General features: G+C 73.3%; 19 protein-coding genes and 1 riboswitch. Of the genes, 5 read left to right on the top strand and 14 right to left on the bottom strand.

The features are described from left to right. Positions 1-37: 37 nt before the first annotated feature. On the top strand, positions 38-982 hold the full coding sequence (locus ACIG5F_RS26530; RefSeq protein WP_396521874.1) for an RIO1 family regulatory kinase/ATPase: 945 nt from the start codon (positions 38-40) through the stop codon (positions 980-982). A gap of 387 nt (positions 983-1,369) precedes the next feature. After that, complete coding sequence (locus ACIG5F_RS26525; RefSeq protein ID WP_396522060.1) at positions 1,370-2,812, top strand: DEAD/DEAH box helicase; 1,443 nt, start codon at positions 1,370-1,372, stop codon at positions 2,810-2,812. 146 nt (positions 2,813-2,958) lie between these two features. On the opposite strand, the gene cobA is transcribed toward ACIG5F_RS26525, so the two are convergent. The 13 genes from cobA to ACIG5F_RS26460 all read right to left on the bottom strand — a co-directional run bounded on the left by cobA (position 2,959) and on the right by ACIG5F_RS26460 (position 15,454). Then, the gene (cobA, locus tag ACIG5F_RS26520; protein ID WP_396521873.1) at positions 2,959-4,173 is read right to left on the bottom strand and encodes a uroporphyrinogen-III C-methyltransferase; all 1,215 of its coding nucleotides are present in this window, start codon (positions 4,171-4,173) and stop codon (positions 2,959-2,961) included. After that, positions 4,163-4,753 (bottom strand): precorrin-8X methylmutase, encoded by a 591-nt coding sequence (locus ACIG5F_RS26515; protein WP_396521871.1) that lies wholly within the window; start codon positions 4,751-4,753, stop codon positions 4,163-4,165. The genes cobA and ACIG5F_RS26515 overlap by 11 nt, the downstream gene beginning before the upstream one ends. A 33-nt stretch (positions 4,754-4,786) precedes the next feature. Then, on the bottom strand, positions 4,787-4,954 hold the full coding sequence (locus tag ACIG5F_RS26510) for a hypothetical protein (protein WP_396521870.1): 168 nt from the start codon (positions 4,952-4,954) through the stop codon (positions 4,787-4,789). Then, on the bottom strand, positions 4,954-5,577 hold the full coding sequence (locus ACIG5F_RS26505) for a hypothetical protein (RefSeq protein ID WP_396521868.1): 624 nt from the start codon (positions 5,575-5,577) through the stop codon (positions 4,954-4,956). Before ACIG5F_RS26505 ends, ACIG5F_RS26510 begins: the two co-directional genes overlap by 1 nt. A 162-nt stretch (positions 5,578-5,739) precedes the next feature. Further along, the gene (locus ACIG5F_RS26500; RefSeq protein WP_396521866.1) at positions 5,740-6,759 is read right to left on the bottom strand and encodes a cobalamin biosynthesis protein; all 1,020 of its coding nucleotides are present in this window, start codon (positions 6,757-6,759) and stop codon (positions 5,740-5,742) included. Further along, on the bottom strand, positions 6,756-7,952 hold the full coding sequence (cbiE, locus tag ACIG5F_RS26495) for a precorrin-6y C5,15-methyltransferase (decarboxylating) subunit CbiE (RefSeq protein ID WP_396521864.1): 1,197 nt from the start codon (positions 7,950-7,952) through the stop codon (positions 6,756-6,758). Before cbiE ends, ACIG5F_RS26500 begins: the two co-directional genes overlap by 4 nt. A gap of 4 nt (positions 7,953-7,956) precedes the next feature. Further along, the gene (locus ACIG5F_RS26490; RefSeq protein WP_396521862.1) at positions 7,957-9,093 is read right to left on the bottom strand and encodes a cobalt-precorrin-4/precorrin-4 C(11)-methyltransferase; all 1,137 of its coding nucleotides are present in this window, start codon (positions 9,091-9,093) and stop codon (positions 7,957-7,959) included. After that, positions 9,090-9,827, bottom strand: coding sequence for a precorrin-2 C(20)-methyltransferase (gene cobI, locus ACIG5F_RS26485; RefSeq protein ID WP_396521860.1), 738 nt, complete (start codon positions 9,825-9,827; stop codon positions 9,090-9,092). The genes ACIG5F_RS26490 and cobI overlap by 4 nt, the downstream gene beginning before the upstream one ends. Beyond that, a complete protein-coding gene (locus ACIG5F_RS26480) occupies positions 9,824-11,155 on the bottom strand; it encodes a cobyrinate a,c-diamide synthase (protein WP_396521858.1) in 1,332 nt (443 codons plus the stop codon). The genes cobI and ACIG5F_RS26480 overlap by 4 nt, the downstream gene beginning before the upstream one ends. Then, on the bottom strand, positions 11,149-11,763 hold the full coding sequence (cobO, locus tag ACIG5F_RS26475) for a cob(I)yrinic acid a,c-diamide adenosyltransferase (protein WP_396521856.1): 615 nt from the start codon (positions 11,761-11,763) through the stop codon (positions 11,149-11,151). The genes ACIG5F_RS26480 and cobO overlap by 7 nt, the downstream gene beginning before the upstream one ends. 1 nt (position 11,764) lies before the next feature. Beyond that, positions 11,765-13,711 (bottom strand): putative cobaltochelatase, encoded by a 1,947-nt coding sequence (locus ACIG5F_RS26470; protein WP_396521854.1) that lies wholly within the window; start codon positions 13,709-13,711, stop codon positions 11,765-11,767. Positions 13,712-13,761: 50 nt separating this feature from the next. Then, a riboswitch (cobalamin riboswitch) is annotated at positions 13,762-13,847 on the bottom strand. A 61-nt stretch (positions 13,848-13,908) separates the two neighbouring features. Then, positions 13,909-14,874, bottom strand: coding sequence for an SGNH/GDSL hydrolase family protein (locus ACIG5F_RS26465; protein ID WP_396521852.1), 966 nt, complete (start codon positions 14,872-14,874; stop codon positions 13,909-13,911). A gap of 61 nt (positions 14,875-14,935) precedes the next feature. Then, positions 14,936-15,454 (bottom strand): TetR/AcrR family transcriptional regulator, encoded by a 519-nt coding sequence (locus ACIG5F_RS26460; protein WP_396521850.1) that lies wholly within the window; start codon positions 15,452-15,454, stop codon positions 14,936-14,938. A gap of 93 nt (positions 15,455-15,547) precedes the next feature. On the opposite strand from ACIG5F_RS26460, the gene ACIG5F_RS26455 reads away from it, so the two are divergent. After that, positions 15,548-16,510 (top strand): zinc-binding alcohol dehydrogenase family protein, encoded by a 963-nt coding sequence (locus ACIG5F_RS26455; protein ID WP_396521848.1) that lies wholly within the window; start codon positions 15,548-15,550, stop codon positions 16,508-16,510. Here the strand turns inward: ACIG5F_RS26455 and ACIG5F_RS26450 are convergent. Then, on the bottom strand, positions 16,499-17,587 hold the full coding sequence (locus ACIG5F_RS26450; RefSeq protein WP_396521846.1) for an aldo/keto reductase: 1,089 nt from the start codon (positions 17,585-17,587) through the stop codon (positions 16,499-16,501). The two genes, ACIG5F_RS26455 and ACIG5F_RS26450, sit on opposite strands and share 12 nt — an antisense overlap. 126 nt (positions 17,588-17,713) lie before the next feature. Between ACIG5F_RS26450 and ACIG5F_RS26445 the strand changes: the two genes are divergently transcribed. Then, entirely contained in the window at positions 17,714-18,610 is an 897-nt protein-coding gene (locus ACIG5F_RS26445) for an AraC family transcriptional regulator N-terminal domain-containing protein (RefSeq protein WP_396521844.1), read from the top strand. 39 nt (positions 18,611-18,649) lie between these two features. After that, positions 18,650-19,807, top strand: a complete 1,158-nt coding sequence (locus ACIG5F_RS26440) for an 8-amino-7-oxononanoate synthase (protein WP_396521842.1) — start codon at positions 18,650-18,652, stop codon at positions 19,805-19,807.

The raw sequence follows: 19,807 nt of genomic DNA, 5'->3' as shown, positions 1-19,807 counted from the left end.
GGCGTCTTCCCAGCACTTTCTTGAGGAGACCTCACCAGTGCGCGAGCACGACTTCGAATTCGCCATGCCCGAGCGCCGTCGCGGCAAGCAGCGCTTCGACGACGACGAACCCCGCCCCACCCGCCGTGGCCGGCTGACCGAGGAGGCCAAGGGCCTGCTGGCCCAGCAGCGCTCGGACGCCGAGGAGGGCGAACCGCTGCCCGAAGGGGCAGACCGCTGGTCCACCTGGGGCAACGGCGACCTGGGGCCCGAGCCCCGGCCGGACTGGGTGATCACCGACGCGGCCGCGGTCGACCACGAGCTGGGCCCGGTGAAAACCGGCAAGGAGGCCGACGTGCACCTGGTGCGCCGGTCGCTGCCCGGCGCCGGCCGGGCCACGCTGCTGGCGGCCAAGCGGTACCGCAGCAACGACCACCGGATGTTCCACCGGGACGCCGGCTACCTGGAGGGCCGCCGGATGCGGCGCTCCCGCGAGACGCGGGCGATCGAGACGCGGACCACGTTCGGCCGCAACCTGATCGCCGAGCAGTGGGCCGTCGCCGAGTTCGCGGCGCTCAGTCGACTGTGGACAGTCGGGGTCCCGGTGCCGTACCCGGTGCAGCGCACCGGCACGGAGCTGTTGCTGGAGTTCCTCGGCGACCCCGACGGGGCGGCCGCGCCCCGGCTGGCCCAGCTGCGGCCGGTCGGCCCGCACCTGCGGGAGCTGTGGTTCCAGCTGGTGGACGCGCTGCGGGCGATGGCCTGCCTGGGCCTGGCCCACGGCGACCTGTCCGCGTACAACCTGCTGGTCCACGACGGCCGGCTGATGCTGATCGACCTGCCTCAGGTGGTGGACGTGGTGGCCAATCCGAACGGCCGCGACTTCCTGGTCCGGGACGTGCGCAACATCACGTCCTGGTTCGCGGCCAGGGGCCTGCCGCCCGAACTGGCCGACGTCGATGAGCTGACCGCCGAACTTCTGGCCGAGGCGGGAATGAACTGAGTGGCCGGATGGTTGCCGGGTGTGGCCGTGCGAACGACGACCACACCCTGGTAACCGGTATCACTGGGCGGCCGGAGCTGGCCGACCCGATGATCAGATATAGTTGACGAGCACCGCTGTGGCGCGCAGCCACGCGCCCACCCGATCGCGGTGCGCCCCACCCACCATCGGCGCAGACACTGTTGCGCCGGGCCCGTCCTTGTGAATCACCGCGGCTTTGCGCGGCGCCTCCCCGTGACGTGCCAACGTTCCGGAAGGTTATTTGTGCCCGCACCATCGTCCGACCGCCGTTACGGCAACTCTTCTTCCTCCTCGCGCGGCAACGGCGGCTACCGCGGCCGGCCCAACCGCCGTCGCAGCAAGCCCGTCGAGGTCTACCAGCCCAGCATCGCCGAGGACATCCCCTCGACGCTGCCCGAGGGCCCGCTGCCCACGTTCGAGGAGCTCGGGCTGGCCAAGCCCCTGCTGGACGCGCTGACCGCCAACGGCATCACCGAGCCGTTCCCGATCCAGGCCGCCACCCTGCCCGACACCATGGCCGGCCGGGACGTGCTCGGCCGTGGCCAGACCGGCTCCGGCAAGACGCTGGCCTTCGGGCTGGCCCTGCTCAGCCGGCTCAACGGCGGCCACGCCAAGCCGCTGCACCCGCGCGCCATCGTGCTCGTCCCCACCCGTGAGCTGGCCATGCAGGTCAGCGACGCTCTGACCCCGTACGCGCGGTCGCTGGGTCTGTGGTGCCGGACCGTCGTCGGCGGCACCTCGTTCACCCGTCAGGCCGACCAGCTTCGCCGCGGCGTCGACCTGCTGATCGCCACCCCCGGCCGGCTGTCCGACCACGTCCGGCAGGGCACCTGCGTGCTGTCCGACGTGGAGTTCACCGCCCTGGACGAGGCCGACCAGATGGCCGACATGGGCTTCATGCCGCAGGTCCGGGCCATCCTCGACCTGGTCGCCCCGGGCGGGCAGAAGCTGCTGTTCTCGGCCACCCTGGACCGGGACGTGGACAAGCTGGTCCGCGAGTACCTGAACAACCCGGTCGTGCACTCGGTGTCGCCGCCCACCGGCAGCGTCACCACCATGGAGCACCACCTGCTGATGGTCTCCAACGACGACAAGCCCGACGTGATCAACGAGGTCGCCGCCCGTGAGGGCCGCACGATCATGTTCGTGCGCACCAAGCACCACGTGGACCGGCTGGCCAAGAAGCTGCGCTCCATCGGCGTGCACGCCGGCGCGCTGCACGGCGGCAAGGCCCAGAACGCCCGCACCCGGGTGCTGGCCGAGTTCCGGGACGGCACCACCCCGGTGCTGGTCGCCACCGACGTCGCCGCCCGCGGCATCCACGTCGACGACGTCAGCCTGGTCGTGCACGTCGACCCACCGGCCGACCCCAAGGACTACCTGCACCGGGCCGGCCGCACCGCCCGCGCCGGGCAGTCCGGCACCGTCGTCACCCTGGTCACCCACGACCAGCGGCGGGCGGTGCACGGCCTGACCTCGCGGGCCGGCGTCAAGCCGACCAGCACCAACGTGCGTCCCGGCGACGACGAGCTGATCCGCATCACCGGCGCCCGCGTGCCCAGCGGCGAGCCGGTGCCGGAGTTCGTGCCCAAGGCCCGCACCTCGCGTCCGGGCGGCGGCGGTGGCCAGCGGCGCAGCTGGGGCGACCGCGGCGAGCGCTCCTCCGCCGAGCGCGGCGGCCGCAGCTGGGGCGAGCGTCGCCACGGCGGCGAGCGCGGCGGCCGCACCGACGGTCACGGCGGCCACGGCGGCCCCCGCGGCGAGGGCCGCAGCTACGGCGGCGACCGCCGTCGCAGCTACAACCACTGATCAAGGCTGAACCACGGAAGGACGCCGGGCCACCCGCCCGGCGTCCTTCTCGTTTCTAACGCCCCCACCCCCACCACCCCCACTTTTTCGTCACATGCGCTTCCTATGTGGCGTCTGATGCCACATAGGAAGCGCATGTGGCGAAATTAGGGCAGGTGGTTGGCGAGGCCTGCTACCGTGCCGACAACGACGATGGCGGGTGGGCGGATCGCCTCGGCGGCTACGCGATCGGCCACCTCGGACAGGACTGTGCGGACGATGCGCTGGGAGCGGGTCGTGCCTTCCTGGATCACCGCGACGGGGGTGTCGGCGGGGCGGCCTTCGAGCAGCGCGTCGGCGAAGGCGCGGATGCGTTCGACGCCCATGAGCAGCACCAACGTCCCACGCAGCCGGGCCAGGGCGGGCCAGTCGACCAGCGAGCGAGGGTCATCGGGGGCGACGTGGCCCGACACGACCACGACCTCGTGGGCGACGCCGCGGTGGGTGACCGGGACGTTGGCGACCGCCGGCACGCCGAAGGCGCTGGTGACGCCGGGCACGATGGTCACGGGCACGCCGGCCTCGGCGCAGGCCAGCAGCTCCTCGAAGCCCCGGCCGAACAGGTAGGGGTCGCCGCCCTTGAGCCGCACGACGAACCGGCCGGCCTTGGCCTCCTCGATCAGGGTCGAGTTGATCACGTCCTGGCTGGCGGCCCGGCCGTAGGGGATCTTGGCCGCGTCCACCACCCGGACGTGCGGCGGCAGCTCGTCGAGCAGCTGCATGGGGCCGAGCCGGTCGACCACGACGACGTCGGCCAGCGACAGCAGCCGACGGCCCCGCACGGTGATCAGCTCGGGATCGCCGGGACCGCCGCCGACCAGGGCGACGCCGCCATCCCGGGGCTTCTCGGGCAGATCGGCCACGGACCCGGTCCGCAGGGCGGTGAGCACGCCGTCCCGCACGGCGGCGGAGCGCCGGGGCTGCCCGCCGGACAGCACGCCGACCAGCAGCCCGTCGTGCTCGCCGACGGCCGGGGTGACGGCGCTGCCCTGGGTGCCGGCGTCGGACCGCACGCAGAAGATCCGGCGGCGCTCGGCCTCGGCGGCGACGGCCTCGTTGACCTCGGTGACCTGGGTGCAGGTGACGACGTACCAGGCGCCGTCGAGGTCGCCGTCGGTGTAGGGGCGCTGGTGCCAGGTCAGCTCGCCGGCGTCGGCCATGCCCTGCACGGCCGGGGTGACGTGCGGCGCGATCACCTCGACGGCCGCGCCGGACGCGACCAGCCGGGGCAGCCGGCGCTGCGCCACGGTGCCACCGCCGACGACGACCACGCGCCGTCCGGTGAGGTCGAGCCCGACCAGGTAGTGCTGCTCAACGGACATGGCCGTCAGCCTGCCATGCGTCCACCAGCGCGTTGACCACGGAACCGGCGATCGCGGCCCCGCCCCGCTCGGTGGCGGAGCTGGCCGCCGGCAGCCCGGACCGCCGCAGCGCCGCCTTGGCGTCGACGGAGCCGACGAAGCCGACCGGGATGCCGATCACCAGCGCCGGCCGCACCGCACCGAGCGCGGCCAGCCTCAGCACCTCCTGCAACGCCGTCGGCGCGTTGCCGACGGCCCATACCGCGCCGTCGGGAAATGCCTTGGCGGCCAAGCGGATTCCGGCGGCGGAACGGGTCGTTCCCGCCGACTTGGCCAGTTCGGCGACGCCGGGCAGGTCCAGCCCGATCACCGCCTCACGCGGGGCGACGGCGGCGGCGAGCATGCGCACGTCCACGACCAGCGGCGCGCCCGCGCCGAGGGCGTCCCGGCCGGCGGCCAGGGCCTGCTCGTCCAGCACGAGATCCCCGAGCCAGGTCGGGTCGGCCGTGGTGAGCATCACCCGCTCCACGACGGCACGGGTCAGCGGCGGCAGGTGCCCGGTGTCCACCCGGGACCGCAGTACAGCGAGCTGGTCGGTCACCCGGCCAGGATTACACGGCGGCCGGCGGCGGCCTCACTCCGCGTCCATCTCCACCAGCTTGCGCTGGCCGGTCGGCTCGGGGGCCGGGGCCGGCGGCGAGAACAGGGTGGGCCGCATCACGAACACCACGGCGGTCATGGCCGCGCCGGCCACGAAGGACACCAGGCACAGCACAAAAATCTGGCCGAACAACCACATCATCACGCACTCCTGGTCTTGTCCACGACCACGCCGCCGCCGAACAGCCGTTGCAGCAGCTTGGCGGTGTTGGCCTTGCGCTCGGCGTCGGGCAGCACGCCCTCCATCACCACCTGACCGTCCACAACGGACACCTTGACGTCCGCGCCCGGCTCCAGGGTCAGCACGGAGACCAGGGCGGCGGCCGCGGTGGTGGTCATCGCGAAGTCGGTGCCGGGGCTGGTCGAGGTGTGGTCCACCAGCGGCCGGCCGTGCGCGTACTCCCCGACCACGTGCAGGAACTGCCTGCGCCAGGTGTCCTGCTGGGTGGTGCCGGCGATCACGACCTGCCTGTCGTCCACGGAGATCGTCAACGGCCCCAGCGCCGGCTCACGGGCGGCGACCGTGCGCACCCCGGGCAGCGCCCGCACGGTCTTCTCGGCGTCCGGGATCCGCTCGAACGGCACGCCGACCAGCGTCACGTCCCGGCCGCTGACCACCACGGAGCCGTTGCCGGCCAAAGCTTTTGTCGACTCGGCCGAGATCTGCCGCTCGATGTCGCCGCCCTGCGCGGCCACGCCGACCACGGCCAGCACGGCGGGGACGGCGACGGCGGACGTCAGCCAGTACCGGGTCCAGGGGCGCACTCCCGTTGTCTACCCCCGCCCCGCCGCCTCCGGTCCCCGCCTCGCCGACGTTTCACCCACCCGTGCGACCCCCCAAACGCTTGGAAGGGGGCTTTCCTCCACTCGGAGTGGAGGAAAGCCCCCTTCCAAGGGGTACAGGGCGTGCTGGGGTGGGGGCTAGGGTTAGGGGCGGATGCGGGCGGCGGCTACGGTGACGTTGTCGCCTTTGGCCTTGGGGACGACGAGTTCCACGGGTCGGCCTTCGGCCATCTCGGCGGCGGCGTACAGGGCGGCGGCCTCGGCGACGCTGGGGGTGCCGGTCTTCTGCTCGACCACCGGGCTCGGGTTGGGCACGGCCACGGTGGACAGCGTCTCGGCCGGGTAGGTGAGCAGCTCCGGCGGGTCCTCGCCGACGCTGCCCTGGCCGTGCCAGAAGTTCCAGTCCTCCAAGGCCTGGAGCACGCCGGTCTCGCGGGCCTTGAGGTCGATGCTGGCGAACGCCCGCACGGCCCGCAGGTCGAGCCCGAAGTCCCACTCCAGCATGGACAGCACCGAGGTGACCTCGTCGCCGGACACGCCCGAGGACGCGCCCACCCCGACCACCAGGGTGCGCGGCACGATGCGCAGCACCTCGCCGTCGGTGCCGTGGCCGGCCACCCGGTCGTCGATCACGATGGTCCACCGGGCCCCGCCGCCGGCCTGGCCGACGTTGTCGGGCATCGGCGGCAGGTCGAAGCCCATGGGGTTGAGCAAGCGGATGGGCTCGCCGTTGAGCATGGCCGCCGCGCACTCGGCGATGTCACCGTCCACAGTGGCGTCGAGCTGGTCGACCAGCTGCTCCAGCACGGTGTCCCCGGTGTTGTCGCTGCCGGCGGAGGCCACCACGGTCAGCCCGAGGACCTCGCCGACCCGGTCGGCCAGCGCGTTGGCGCCGCCGGAGCTGCCGCCGGCCAGCACCACCACGAAGTCCTCGGTGACGCACACGACCGCGGGCGCGGACTCGTCCCGCACCAGCATCGGGGCGATGGTCCGCACCGCCGCGCCGGTCGGCATCAGCAGCACGGCCGCGCCCAGCCGGTTCCACATGCGGTGCACGGCCTGGTGCACCGGGCCGTCGGCGACCACGGTGTCCCGGCCCAGCCTGGCCGACAGCTCGACGGCGAGCTTGCGCTGCTCCTCGTCGATGGCGAACAACCCGATCATGAGCGCACTCCCCACACCACCGTCACCGGGTTGACCGCCGACAGCCGGCTCGACCCGTCGGGCAGGTCGGCCAGCCGGGAGGCGGACAACTGCACGCCCTCGACCGTGTAACCGTTCTCCCGCAACGCGTCCCGCGCCGGGGCGACCCGGTCCACCGCCGCCAGCGACACCACGATCCGCGGCGCGCCGACGCTGGCCGCCGCCCGCACCACCTTCGTTCCGCCGCCGCCGACGAAGATCGCGTCGGGCTGGGGCAGGCCGTGCACGGCGGCCAGGAACTCCGCCTCCACCACCCGCACGTCCACGCCGTGCGTGGTGACGTTGGCAATGATGCGCACGCACTGCACGGGATCCCGCTCCACCGCGACCACCGCCGCGCCGAAGCGGGCGCATTCCACTGCCACCGAACCGGATCCCGCGCCCACGTCCCAGATCAGCGTGCCCGGCGCGGGCGCGAGCCGGGCCAGCGCCACCGCCCGGATCTCGGACTTGGTCACCATGCCGTCGCGGTGGGCGAACTCGTCCTCCGACAGCGCCCAGCCGGCCGTGCCGGGCAGCGGCTCGCCGCCGGCCAGCCAGCCGCGCGGGGCGACGGCGTCCGGATCGGCAAGGCACAGCACGACATTCGGCTCACGCCAGGTCCGCATGGCGGCGTCGGCGGCGTCCACAGTGGACACAATCTCGTCGCCGCCGATGTCCTCGGCCACGATCAGGGTGCGCCGCCAGCCGCCCAGCCCCGCGGCCAGCTCGGCCGGCCCCGCGCCGGGGGCGGTGAGCACCGCGACCGCCGGTCGGGCCCGGCAGACGTTGAGCGCCTGCCGCAGGCCACGGCCGTGCGCGCTGACCACCGTGACGTCGTCCCACGGCCGCCCGGCCAGCGCGGCCAGGCGCTGCACGCTGGACGGGGCCGGCACCACCTGCGGCCGGATTCCCTTGTCCCGCAACGCCCTGAGCACCCCGAAGTAGCCGGGGTCGCCGGAGGCCAGCACCACCGCCGGCCCGTGCGCGGCGGTGTGCGCGGCCAGCGCCTCCAGCGCCTTGTCCAGCGCGCCCAGCTCGATGGTGGTGGCCCCGTTGCGGACGTGCAGGTCCAGGTGCCGACGACCACCGACGACCAGGGTCGCCTTGTCCAGCAGCGCCTCGCCGCCCGGCGGCAGCGCGGCCCCGTCCACCCCGATCACGGTGATCGTCATCAGCTCACCCGCTCTTGCGTGTCCGCTTCGCCTGCGTGTTGCGTCCCTTGGCCGGCTGCTTGGCCGCCCCGGCCCCATTGGCCCGCGCCGTGGTCCGCGGCGCGGGCTTGATGGCGGCCGGGGAGACGGCCACCTTCTCCGGCTCGGGGGCCGGCATGTCCAGCGAGGTCTGGTCGATGTCCGGCTTGGCCGCGGGCTTCGGGGCCGCCGGGGCCTTGGTCCGGGCGTCGGCCTGCCAGCTGTGCACGGCCCGCCACGCCGCCTGCGAGGTCTCGCCCGCCGACTGGGCCGGCACCTCGTTGCGGGCGGCGGCGATCCGGTTGGTGCGGCCGGCCCGCGCCGACCACGAGGTGCGGCGGGCCGAGCGCTCGCCACTCGTCTCGGCGGCGTCCTCGACCGGCTCGGCCGGGCTCTCGGCCCGGCGGTAGCGGGCCTTGGCCCCCGGGGCCATCGCCTTGCCGACCAGGAACAGCGTGTGCCGCCACAGCTTGCGCTGCTTGACGGTCGCCTCCAGCTCGCCGAGCGTGGTGTTGAGCAGCAGCTCGTCCGGCCACGTTGTCTTGTACGCGACGACGACCGGGGTGTCCTCGGCGTAGCCGCCCGCGGTCAGCTCCTCGACCAGCTGCCCGGTGCGGGCCGCGGCGACGAACACGCCCAGCGTCGCGCCGTGGCCGGCGAACGCGCGGATCTGGGTGGCGTCGGGCAGCGCGGTGGCGTCCACCCGGGTCAGGATCAGCGACTGGTCCTCGCTGTCGGTCAGCTCGCGGCCGACCGCGGACACCGCGGCCGACACCGGCGACACGCCCGGCACGATCTCCGTCTCCACGCCGATCCGCCGGCAGGCCTCGACCTGGTCGCGCACCGCGCCCCAGAGCACCGGGTCGCCGGTGATCATCCGGACCACCCGCAGCTTGTCCCGCGCGGCCCGGCGGAACAGCTCCACCAGGTCGTCGGAGGCGGCCCGGGACAGGTCGATCAGCTCGGCGCCGTCCCGCACGTGCTCGCGAACGCACTCGGCGTCCACCAGGCTCGGGGCCCAGACGACCACGTCCGCGTCGGCCAGCCGGCGGGCGCCGCGCAGCGTGATCAGGTCGGCGGCGCCTGGACCCGCGCCGACAAAAGACACCAACCCCGACTTCACAGTTGCTCCCCTCTTCCGCCCCGGGGCGGAAGGATCACCACGGTGGACAAGTACGGCGCGGAAACCGACCGGTCCACTTCAGACAGGGGGAGCACCCGCGCCTGCTGTGTGCCGAGATGCTCGGCGTACACCGAGCGGTCCAGCGCCCCGGCGGCCTCGATCTCGGCGCGCAGCTCGTCGAGTCGTCGTCCGCCCTTGTAGGCGACGACCGTACCGCCACCCCGCAAGGCAGCCCGCAGCCCGGTCAGCTCTCGGGTCACCGGCACCAGGGTGAGCGACTCCGTGCCTTCCACCAGATGGAGTCCGGCGGCGCTGGCGGCCGCCTGCATGGCGGTGATTCCGGGACTGAGCACCACTTCCACCTCCGGCAGCAACCGCCGAACGGTCTCCGCGAGATAGGTGAAAGTGGAGTAGACCATCGGGTCGCCGATGGTGGCGAACACCGCGCTGCCGCCGGTTTCGCGCAGGTGTTCGGCGACCTCGCGGCCGGCGGCGTCCCACAGTTCGTTACGACGTTGTTGTGAACCGCGCACGTCGTCGTTGAGCGCGAACACCAGCCGCCGCACCGGGGCGTCGTCGGACAGGTGCGCGCGGACCACGGCCTCGGACCGCCCCTCCTCGTCCGGCGACATCACCGGCACGAAGATCCGGCTCGCCGCCCGGAGCTCCCGGAGTCCGGCCAGTGTGAGCAGTTCCGGGTCGCCGGGGCCGACGCCGAGTCCGACCAGTCTCACTTGACGCACCTTTCGACGAACCGGCGGACGGCCTGCGGGGCGGCGGCCGGATGAGTGTGCAGGTAGGAGGCGTGCACGCCGTCCTGCACGAAGCCTTCGGGCTCCGCGCCGCGCCAGCGCCAGGCCGGCTGGGCGCCGTGCCGGGGCGTGACGGCGGTGCGGTGGAACTCGTGCCCGGTCACCCGGTCCCCGATCGAGTGCAAGGTTGACTCGACCGGGGCTAGAGCGTCCCGGTAGCCGAGGGTGAGTCGGGAAGTCATGGCCGCGGTGGCGTCGAGCACCCCGCACAGGGGACGACCGTCCAACTCCTTGGCCAGATAGAGCAGCCCGCCGCACTCGGCGTGCACGGGCGCGCCGGCCCGGGCCAGGTCGGCGACCTCGCGCCGGAGTGAGTCGTTGGCCGAGAGCTCGGCGGCGTGCTGCTCGGGGAAGCCGCCGGGCAGCACCAGCCCGGCCGTGCGGTCGGGAAGTTCCTTGTCCCGCAACGGATCCACCACGGCCACCTGGGCGCCGGCCGCCGCCAGCAGCTCCACGTGCTCGGCGTAACCGAACGTGAAGGCCGATCCTCCGGCCACGGCGACGACCGGATTCCCGGCCACCGGCTCGACCGCGGGCTCCCACGGTTGGGCGGCCAGCTCCGGCGCGGTGGCGGCCAGGGCGCTGACGGCGTCGAGGTCCACACCGGCGGCCACGGCGTCGGCCATCGCCTCAACCGCCTGCACGGCAACGGATCCGTGCTCGGCCGCGGTGACGAGACCGAGATGCCGGGAGGGGACCGCCAGGCCGTCGGAGCGGCGGAGCACCCCCAGCACGTCCAGGCCGATCTCACCGCACGCGTCGGTGAGGACCTGCTCGTGCCGCTCGGAGCCGACCTGGTTGAGGATCACCCCGGCCAGCCGGATCTTGGCGTCATAGCTGCGAAATCCGTGCAGAAGTGCCGCAAGGCTGCGGCCCTGTCCCCGACCGTCGACCACCAACACCACCGGCGCTTGCAGCAGCGCGGCCACGTGCGCCGTGGAGCCAAAGCCGTCGGTGCCGATCCGGCCGTCGAACAGGCCCATCACGCCCTCGATCACGGCGATGTCCGTGCCTCGGGCGCCGTGCCGGAACAGCGGGGCGATGCGTTCCTCGCCGACCAGCACCGGATCCAGGTTGCGGCCGGGAAGGCCGGCGGCCAGCGCGTGGTAGCCGGGGTCGATGTAGTCCGGCCCGACCTTGAACGGCGCGACCCGGCCGCCTCGGCGGCGCAGGGCGGCCATCAGGCCGGTGGCCACGGTGGTCTTGCCGCTGCCCGAGGACGGGGCCGCGATCACCAGCCTGGCTACCACTCGATCCCCCGCTGGCCCTTCTGACCGGCGTCCATCGGGTGCTTGACCTTGGTCATCTCCACCACCAGGTCGGCCGCCTCGACCAGCGCCGGCGCCGCGTCCCGGCCGGTGATCACCACGTGCTGGAAGCCGGGCCGGTCGCGCAGGGTGGCCACCACCTCGCCGACGTCGACCCAGCCCCACTTCATCGGGTACGTGAACTCGTCGAGCACGTAGAGCCCGTGCTCCTCGGCCGCGAGCCGGCGCTGGATCTCGCGCCAGCCCTCCAGCGCGGCGGCGGCGTGGTCCTCGTCGGTCCCCGGCTTGCGGGTCCACGACCAGCCCTCGCCCATCTTGTGCCACTGCACCGGCCCGCCCTGCCCGGTCCGCTCGTGCACCTCGCCGAGCGCCTTGAACGCGGCTTCCTCGCCGACCTTCCACTTCGCCGACTTCACGAACTGGAATACGCCGATGGACCAGCCCTGGTTCCAGCCGCGCAGGGCCAGTCCGAAGGCGGCGGTGGACTTGCCCTTCATCACGCCGGTGTGCACCACGGTCAGCGGCCGGTTGCGGCGCTGCTTGGTGGTCAGACCGTCGGCCGGGACGACTTCCGGCTTTCCCTGTGGCATGTCAGGCCGCCCTCGTCGCTCGCACCACGCCGGCCATCTGCTCGGCCGACAACTGTTCCAGCCGCAAGCAGGCGCCGCCCAACGCACTGGCCAGTTTGTCGGCGAGCCCGAGCCGCACCGGCCCGTGCTCGCAGTCCACCACCACGGTCGCGACGCCGTCGGCCGCGAGCAGCGCCGCCGCCTTGAGCGAGTCCTGCACGGGGTCGTGGCCCGGGCGCGCGGAGGTGGCGCGGCCGTCGGTGACGACGACCAGCAGCGGCCGCCGCCGCGGATCCCGCAGCCGCTCGACCGTCAACACCTTGTGCGCCTTGAGCAAACCGTCGGCCAACGGGGTGCGACCGCCGGTGCGCAGTTGACGCAGCCGCGCCACGGCGGCGTCCACGGAGGACGTCGGCGGCAGCGCCACCTGGGCGTCGGTGCCGCGGAACGTCACCACGCCGACCTTGTCCCGCCGCTGGTAGGCGTCCCGCAGCAGGGACAGCACGGCACCGCTGACCGCCGACATGCGCTGGCGCGCGGCCATCGAGCCGGAGGCGTCGACGGCGAACAACACCAGGTTGCCTTCCTTGCCCTCACGCACGGCCAGCCGCAGGTCCTCGCCCTTGAGCCGCAGGCCCGCGCCGTCACGGCCGCGTGCGCGCTGGTGCGGGGCGGCGGCGGTCACCGTGCCGACCAGGTGCAGGCCGTGGCCGTCCACAGTGGACGAACGGACCGTGCGGCCGCTGTTGGCCCGCGCGCGGGACCGTCGTCCGGGCGCGCCCTCGCCGACGCCGGGCACCTGCAACAGGCGGGCCTTGAACGCCGGCGACGGCGCGGCCGGGGCCTGGTCCTTCGGCGCTTGGCCCTCGCCTTGCTGGGGTTGTTGTTGCGGTGCCTCGGATTCCGGCGGAGTCTCGCCGCCGTCGGGGTCGTCGTCGGGGTCGGGCTCGTCCAGTTCCGCAGCCGCCTGCTGCATGGCGTCCTGGAGCTGCTGCTCGTCCATGCCGGGCTCGTCGAACGGGTCGCGCCGGCGGCGGTGCGGCAGCGCGAGGCGCACCGCGGCCTCCACGTCTTCCTCCGTCACGGTGTTCCCGCCGCGCCACACGCAGTGCGCCGTGGCGGTGCGGGCGACCACCAGGTCCGCGCGCATGCCGTCCACCTCGAACGCCGCGCAGATGGCGGCGATTCGGCGCAGTTCCGTGTCCGGCAGCACCGCGCTCGGCAGCTCCGCCCGCGCCTTCACGATGCGGGCCGCCAGCTCCGCGTCCGCCTCGGCCCAGTCGGCGGCGAAGCCTGCGGGGTCGGCCTCGTAGGCCAGTCGACGACGGATGACCTCCGTGCGGGTCGCCACGTCACGCGAGGCCAGCACCTGCACCGTGAGGCCGAAGCGGTCCAGCAGCTGCGGCCGCAGCTCGCCCTCCTCGGGGTTCATCGTGCCCACGAGCAGGAACGACGCCGCGTGCGACACCGACACGCCCTCGCGCTCCACGTGCGCACGACCCATCGCCGCCGCGTCCAGCAGCAGGTCTACGAGGTGGTCGTGCAGCAGGTTGACCTCGTCCACGTACAGCACGCCGCGGTGCGCAGCGGCCAGCAAGCCCGGCTGGTACGCCCGCACGCCCTCGGTCAGCGCCTTCTCCAGGTCGAGCGAGCCGACCAGGCGGTCCTCGGTGGCCCCCACCGGCAGCTCCACCAGCCGTGACGGTCGCCGGTCGGAATCCGCACCGCTGTGCGGGCCGTCGGGGCACTCGGCGTCGGGGTTGGCCGGGTCGCAGCCGAAGCGGCAGCCCGGCGCCACGTCCAGATCAGGCAGCAGTGCGGCCAGGGCCCGCACGATCGTCGACTTGGCGGTGCCCTTCTCGCCGCGCACGAGCACGCCGCCGATCGCCGGGTGCACGGCGTTCAGCAGCAGCGAGAGCCGCAGGTCTTCGTGCCCAACGACGGCAGAGAACGGGAAGCGAGGCGCCATGCCAGGTCCTTCCTCGGGTGTCCACGCCCGGGTCGGTCGGACGAGGGGCCGAGTTCCTGGCTCCCGGGCCCACGGCTGTCACACCGCGGGCCCGGTCACAGTGGCGGGACCGTCCCGGATTCGCACCGGGTTCCTCGCGCACACCTCGCTGTCGGCGGGGAGTCTAGTTGGACCCCCGCCGGCAGCGAGGTGCCGAATCAGCCGTTGAGCAGGGCTTGCGCCAACTCGGTGAGGGTCCTCACACCGGCCGTGGGCCCATCCGGCGCCGCAGCGGTCACGGTCCGGTTGACGCCCAGGGCGTGCGCGATGATCGCCGCCTCGCCGACCATGGCCGCCTTGCGCGGGTGGTACGGCGCGGCGGCCAGCAGGTTGAGCGACTGCCCCTGGATCCACGCGTTGCCGCCGGCGCACGCGTCATGCCCGTACGACGGCCCGTACGTGTCGACGAAGGTCGCGCCGCCCGCCGCTGCGGCGTTGGAGGCGGCGGTGTTGAGGGCTCGTTCGATGCTGTCCAGGTAGGTGTAGTCGCCGTCGGCGAACGGCAGCACGTCCGGGCACGTGCCGCTGGCCGGGGCGATCCGCGGGTAGCCGATGACCAGCACCTTGGCCTGCGGGGACCGCTGGTGGATGCCCTGCACGACCGCCGTCACCTTGACCTGCGTGTCGGCGATGGCAGCCAGCAACTGGTCCTGGCCGTTCACGGTGAAGTGCGCCTTGCACGGGGCGCCGTGCGGGTCGGAGGCGCGCAGCCCCGGGCAGGTGCCGACGACCGTGCCGAACACGCTGTCGTCATTGCCGCCGATGCCCACCGTGACCAGGTCCGTGTTCGCGCGCAGGGCGTTGAACTGCGGCGGGTTCGTGCCGAACAGCGGCACGCTCTGCGGCTGCGTCATGTTGGTGGTGTCGGCGCCGCCGCAGCTCACGTCCGTGAAATGCCGGACGCGCAGGGCGGCGGCGAGCAGCGACGGGTAGTTGTTGGTGGAACGCCCGCACCCGATCGGGTTCAGGCGCATGAGCGGGATGAACGGGCCGGAGGTGTACGAGTCGCCGAGGGCGACGTAGTTGGCGTAACCGGGCGTGGCCGCGGCGGCCGCGCCCGTGCCTAGGGCGACCAGGGACGTGACGACGACAACCGCAGCAGTGAGCACGCGGCGCAGGGTCATGGCTCCTCCACGCTGAGCAGCAAGACGACTGCCCAGTGTGGTGCGAACGGGTCAGCGCCGGTCAATCACCCAACACGCTCGACGTGAGGGCGGCGACGTTCACCCTGAGTGTGTCCTCGGCGCCGGGCTGCACCATCTCGCTGCGCATGCTGCCGATGATCACCTTGGCCAGGAAGTCCGCGTCGACGTCCGGGCGGACCTCGGCGATCAGCGCGGCCAGCTGGTCCAGCCAGGGCGGCGGGCCGACGCAGGCCGACTTCTCCATGGTCGCCATGAGCGGCCGCAGCCGCAGCACGATCAGCTCGAACATCTCGTCGACCAGGCGCAACGCCCGCTCCCGGGCCGGCACGGACTCGTCGGTGGCCCGGGCCTGCGCGTCCCGCCACCACGCCTCGGTCCGCTCCCGGACCACCGCCTGGATCAGGCCGTCCCGGTCGCCGAAGCGGCGGAACAGGGTGCCCTTGCCGACGCAGGCGGCCGACGCGATGGCGTCCATCGACACCGTCGGGCCCTGCCGGCAGAACAGGTCGCCGGCGACCTCGAGGATGACGTTGTGGTTGCGCGCGGCGTCGACTCGCATGCCGCACATTCTGCCTCTTGACAGAAGCGGACCGACAGTCCGTAGAGTGTGTCCCATAACCGGACCGCCGGTCCGACCTTGAGGGGGAACACCATGAAGGCAGTGCGCCACCACCGCTTCGGCCCGCCCGAGGTGCTGGTGCTGGAGGACGTGCCCGACCCGACGCCCGGCCCCGGCCAGCTGCTGGTCAAGGTCGCGGCGGCCGGCGTCAACTACGCCGACGTGATGCTGCGCGGGGAGGCCGGGCCGACGGCCCGCTTCCGTCCCGAGGTCACGCTGCCGGCGACGCCCGGCCTTGAGGTCGCCGGCCCGGTGCTGGCCGCCGGGCCGGACACCGACACCGCCCTGGTGGGCCGGCGGGTCACCGCCTTCGTCCCCAACGGCGGCTACGCCGAGCTGGCCCTGGTGCCGGCGGCCGGGGCCGTGCCGGTGCCGGACGGCCTCGACGACAACCGGGCCCTGGCCCTGCTGAGCCAGGGCGCGACCGCCGTCGGCGTGATCGACGCCGCGCGGCTGACCGCCGAGGACACCGTGCTGGTGGAGGCGGCCGGCGGCGGCATCGGCACGCTGCTGGTCCAGCTGGCCAAGCAGGCCGGGGCGACCGTGATCGCCGCCGCCAGCAGCGAGCGCAAGCTGGACGTGGCCCGCAAGCTGGGGGCCGACCGGGTGGTCGACTACAGCCGGGACGGCTGGACCGAGGAGGTCGGGCCGGTCACCGTGGTGCTGGAGACCGTCGGCGGGCGGACCGGGACCGAGGCGTTCCAGCTGCTCGCCGAACGGACCGGCACCCGGATGGTGGTGTACGGCTTCGCCTCCGGCGAGCCGGCCGACATCACCGCCGCCGACCTGTTCTCGGTGGGGGCCGCGCTGATCCCGTTCAGCCTCGGCCGCAACCCGGAGCTGCTGGCCGACCTCAACCGGCGGGCCCTCGACCTCGGCACCGCCGGCCGGCTCGACCCGGTGATCGGCAGCGTCCTGCCGCTGGCCGAGGCGGCCGCCGCCCACCGGGCCTTCGAGGACCGCACGGCCATCGGCAAGATGGTCCTAACGCCCTGAGCCCGCGCGGGCGGCCAGGGAGGCCACCTGGTGTGGCTCGGCCCGCACGCCGTCCACGGTCATGCCGCCGTACTGGAGCCGGGACGAGTACTGGTTGACCTCCGCCGGGAAGTTCAGCTTGGGCTTGGACACCTGGTCCAGCCGCTCGCGGTGCTCGTCGGACAGCACCACGTCCAGGCCGGTGATGTTGGCGGTGAACTGCTCGAGGGTGCGGGCGCCGATGATCGTCGAGGTGATGCCCGGCCGGTGCTGCGCCCAGGACAGGGCCACCGCCGCCGCGCTGACGCCGATCTCCGCGGCGATCTCGTTGACGGCGTCGATCACCACGTACTGGGCGTCGGTCGGCGGCCGGAAGTAGTCGATGGCGCCGCGGGTCTGGGTGGCCGGGTTGGCGCTGGAGTACTTGCCGGACAGGAAGCCGTTCTTGAGCGGGCTCCACGGCATGATGCCCATGCCCAGCGCCTGGGCGGCCGGGACCAGTTCGCCCTCGATGGTCCGCTCCAGCAGCGAGTACTCCAGTTGCAGCGCGGTGATCGGCACCCATGACCGGAACTTCGCGGTGACGGCGGCCTCGGCGACCTTCCAGCCCGGCAGGTCGGACAGGCCGACGTAGCGGATCTTGCCGGCGGTCACCAGGTCGTCCAGGGTGCGCAGGGTCTCCTCGATCGGCACCCGCGGGTCGAAGTTGTGCACCCAGTACAGGTCGATGTAGTCGGTTCGCAGGCGCCGCAAGGAGTTCTCCAGCTGCTGCATGATCCCCTTGCGGCCGACGCCGCCGCCGTTGGGGTCGCCGGGCCGGAGGTTGCCGAAGAACTTGGTGGCCAGCACCACGCCGTCGCGCACGCCGGGGTGGGCGGCGAAGTAGTCGCCGATGATCCGCTCCGAGTGGCCGGCGGTATAGATGTTGGCCGTGTCGATCGAGTTGCCGCCCCGGTCGAGGTAGGCGGCGAGGATGTCGGCCGACACCTCGGGGCTGCTGCCCCAGCCGAAGTCCTCGCCGAAGGTCATCGTGCCCAGGGTGAACGGGCTGACCCGCAGGCCGGACTGTCCGAGGGTGACGTACGAGTCCAGCGACATGACACACGCTCCTGTTGTCTGATCCGATCACTTGCTGTCGTCCATTCCACCAGCGAATTCCCACGGCTCCTAGATCGATCAGCGCCAGGCGTTGCACGATCTGCTCAAGTTTGCTGCGATGGAGGTGTGCGGGACACATTGCGCGAACTGACCGACCGGATCACCCGGCTGCATGCGAGGACCACTCGGCCGGTGTGGGTGGAGGGCATGACGGTGCACGTCACCACCTCCGTCGAGCACGGCTCCGGCGGGGTGATGCGGCCGGTGCTGGCCCTGGTCGCCCAGGGCGCCAAGCGGACCAGCCTGGCCGGCCACGTCTACGAGTACCGGGCCGGCCAGTACCTGGTGGCCTCGGTCGACCTGCCGGTGCTGGGCCGCATCATCGAGGCCAGCCCGGCCGAGCCGTTCGTCGCGATGGGCCTGCCGCTGCGCAAGTCCGTCATCACCGAGCTGCTGCTGGAGACCGGCGGCGGGGCCGGGCCGGACAGCGCCGACCGCGGCCTGGTCAGGGCCACGGCCGACGAGGAGCTGCTGGACGCCGTGGTCCGGCTGCTGCGGCTGATCGACCGGCCCGCCGACTTCGCCGTGCTCGCGCCCGGGGTGGAGCGGGAGATCCACTGGCGGCTGATGAACGGCCCGCACGGGGCGGCCATCCGCCGGGTCGGCATGGAGGACAGCCGGGTGTCGCTGGTCGGCAAGGCCACCCAGTGGATCGCCCGCCACTTCGACCGGACCATCCGCATCGCCGACCTGGCCGACGAGGTCGGGGTCAGCGTGGCCACCCTCAACCGGCACTTCCGCGCGGTGACGGCGATGAGCCCGTTGCAGTACCAGAAGCAGCTGCGCCTGCAGCAGGCCCGGCTGCGGCTGATCGCCGAGCCCGACGACGTGGCGGCGGTGGGCTATGCCGTCGGCTACGAGAGCCCGTCGCAGTTCAGCCGGGAGTACCGGCGCATGTTCGGGGAGCCGCCGGGCCGGGACGTGTCGCGGATCTCCGAGGTGGTGGTCGAGGTCGGGGCCTAGGCACCGGGGCGGCGCCGCCCTGATGCGAGACTGCTCGGCGTGACGACCGGCAACCCTGACGCAGTTTTCGACTGGATCGACGCCCGGGCCCAGGCCCGGCAGGAGGCCGGGCTGGCGCGTCAGCTCCGTCCCCGCGCCGCCGGTTGGGACGCCCTGGACCTGGCCAGCAACGACTACCTGGGGCTGTCCCGGGACAAGCGGGTGGCCGGGGCCGCCGCCGCGGCGGCGCTGAAGTGGGGCGCGGGGTCCACGGGGTCACGCCTGGTGACCGGGTCCACCGAGCTGCACACCGAGCTGGAGCTGGAGCTGGCCTCGTTCTGCGGGATGCAGGCGGCGCTGGTGTTCTCGTCGGGGTTCATGGCCAACCTGGCCGCCGTGGCCGCGCTGACCGGCCCCGGCACCGCCATCGTGGCCGACAAGCTGATCCACGCCTCGCTGATCGACGGGACCCGGCTGTCCAAGGCCGACGTCGCCGTGATGGGGCACTGCGACGTGGCGTCCGTGGCCAAGGCCCTGTCCACCCGCAAACACGAGCGGGCCCTGGTCGTCACCGACTCCGTGTTCTCGGTCGACGGCGACCTGGCGCCGCTGCCCCAGCTGGCCGAGGCCTGCGGCCGCTACGGCGCGGGGCTGCTGGTCGACGACGCCCACGGCTTCGGCGTCATCGGCGACGAGGGCAAGGGCGCCGTGCACGACGCCGGCCTGGCCGGCGCCCCCAACGTGGTCATGACCATGACCCTGTCCAAGTCCCTCGGCGCCCAGGGCGGGGCCATTCTCGGCCCGCGCCGGGTGATCAAGCACATGATCGACAGCGCCCGCAGCTTCATCTTCGACACCGGCCTCGCCCCGAGCAGCGTCGCCTCCGCGCTGACGGCTCTGCGCGTGCTGAAGGAGGAGCCCCAGCTGGCCGGCCAGGCCCGGGCGAACGCCCTGGAGCTCACCGAGCGCCTGACCGCCGCCGGCTTCCGGGTCAGCACCCCCACCGCCGCCGTCGTCTCGGTGCAGGCCCCCTCCCCCGAGGCCGCCGTCGCCTGGGCCAACGACTGCCGCACCGCCGGCGTCGTCGTCGGCTGCTTCCGGCCGCCGTCGGTCCCCGACCAGATCTCCCGCCTGCGCCTGACCGCCCGCGCCGACCTGTCGCCGGCCGACCTGGACCGCGCGGTCGACGTCATCACCCGGACCGCGCCGGCGCGGTAG

It is taken from the genome of Kutzneria sp. NPDC052558 (assembly GCF_044547355.1).
Classification (GTDB): Bacteria; Actinomycetota; Actinomycetes; order Mycobacteriales; family Pseudonocardiaceae; genus Kutzneria.
Note: the sequence above shows the minus strand (reverse complement) of the source record. Positions and strands in the feature narration are given on the sequence as shown.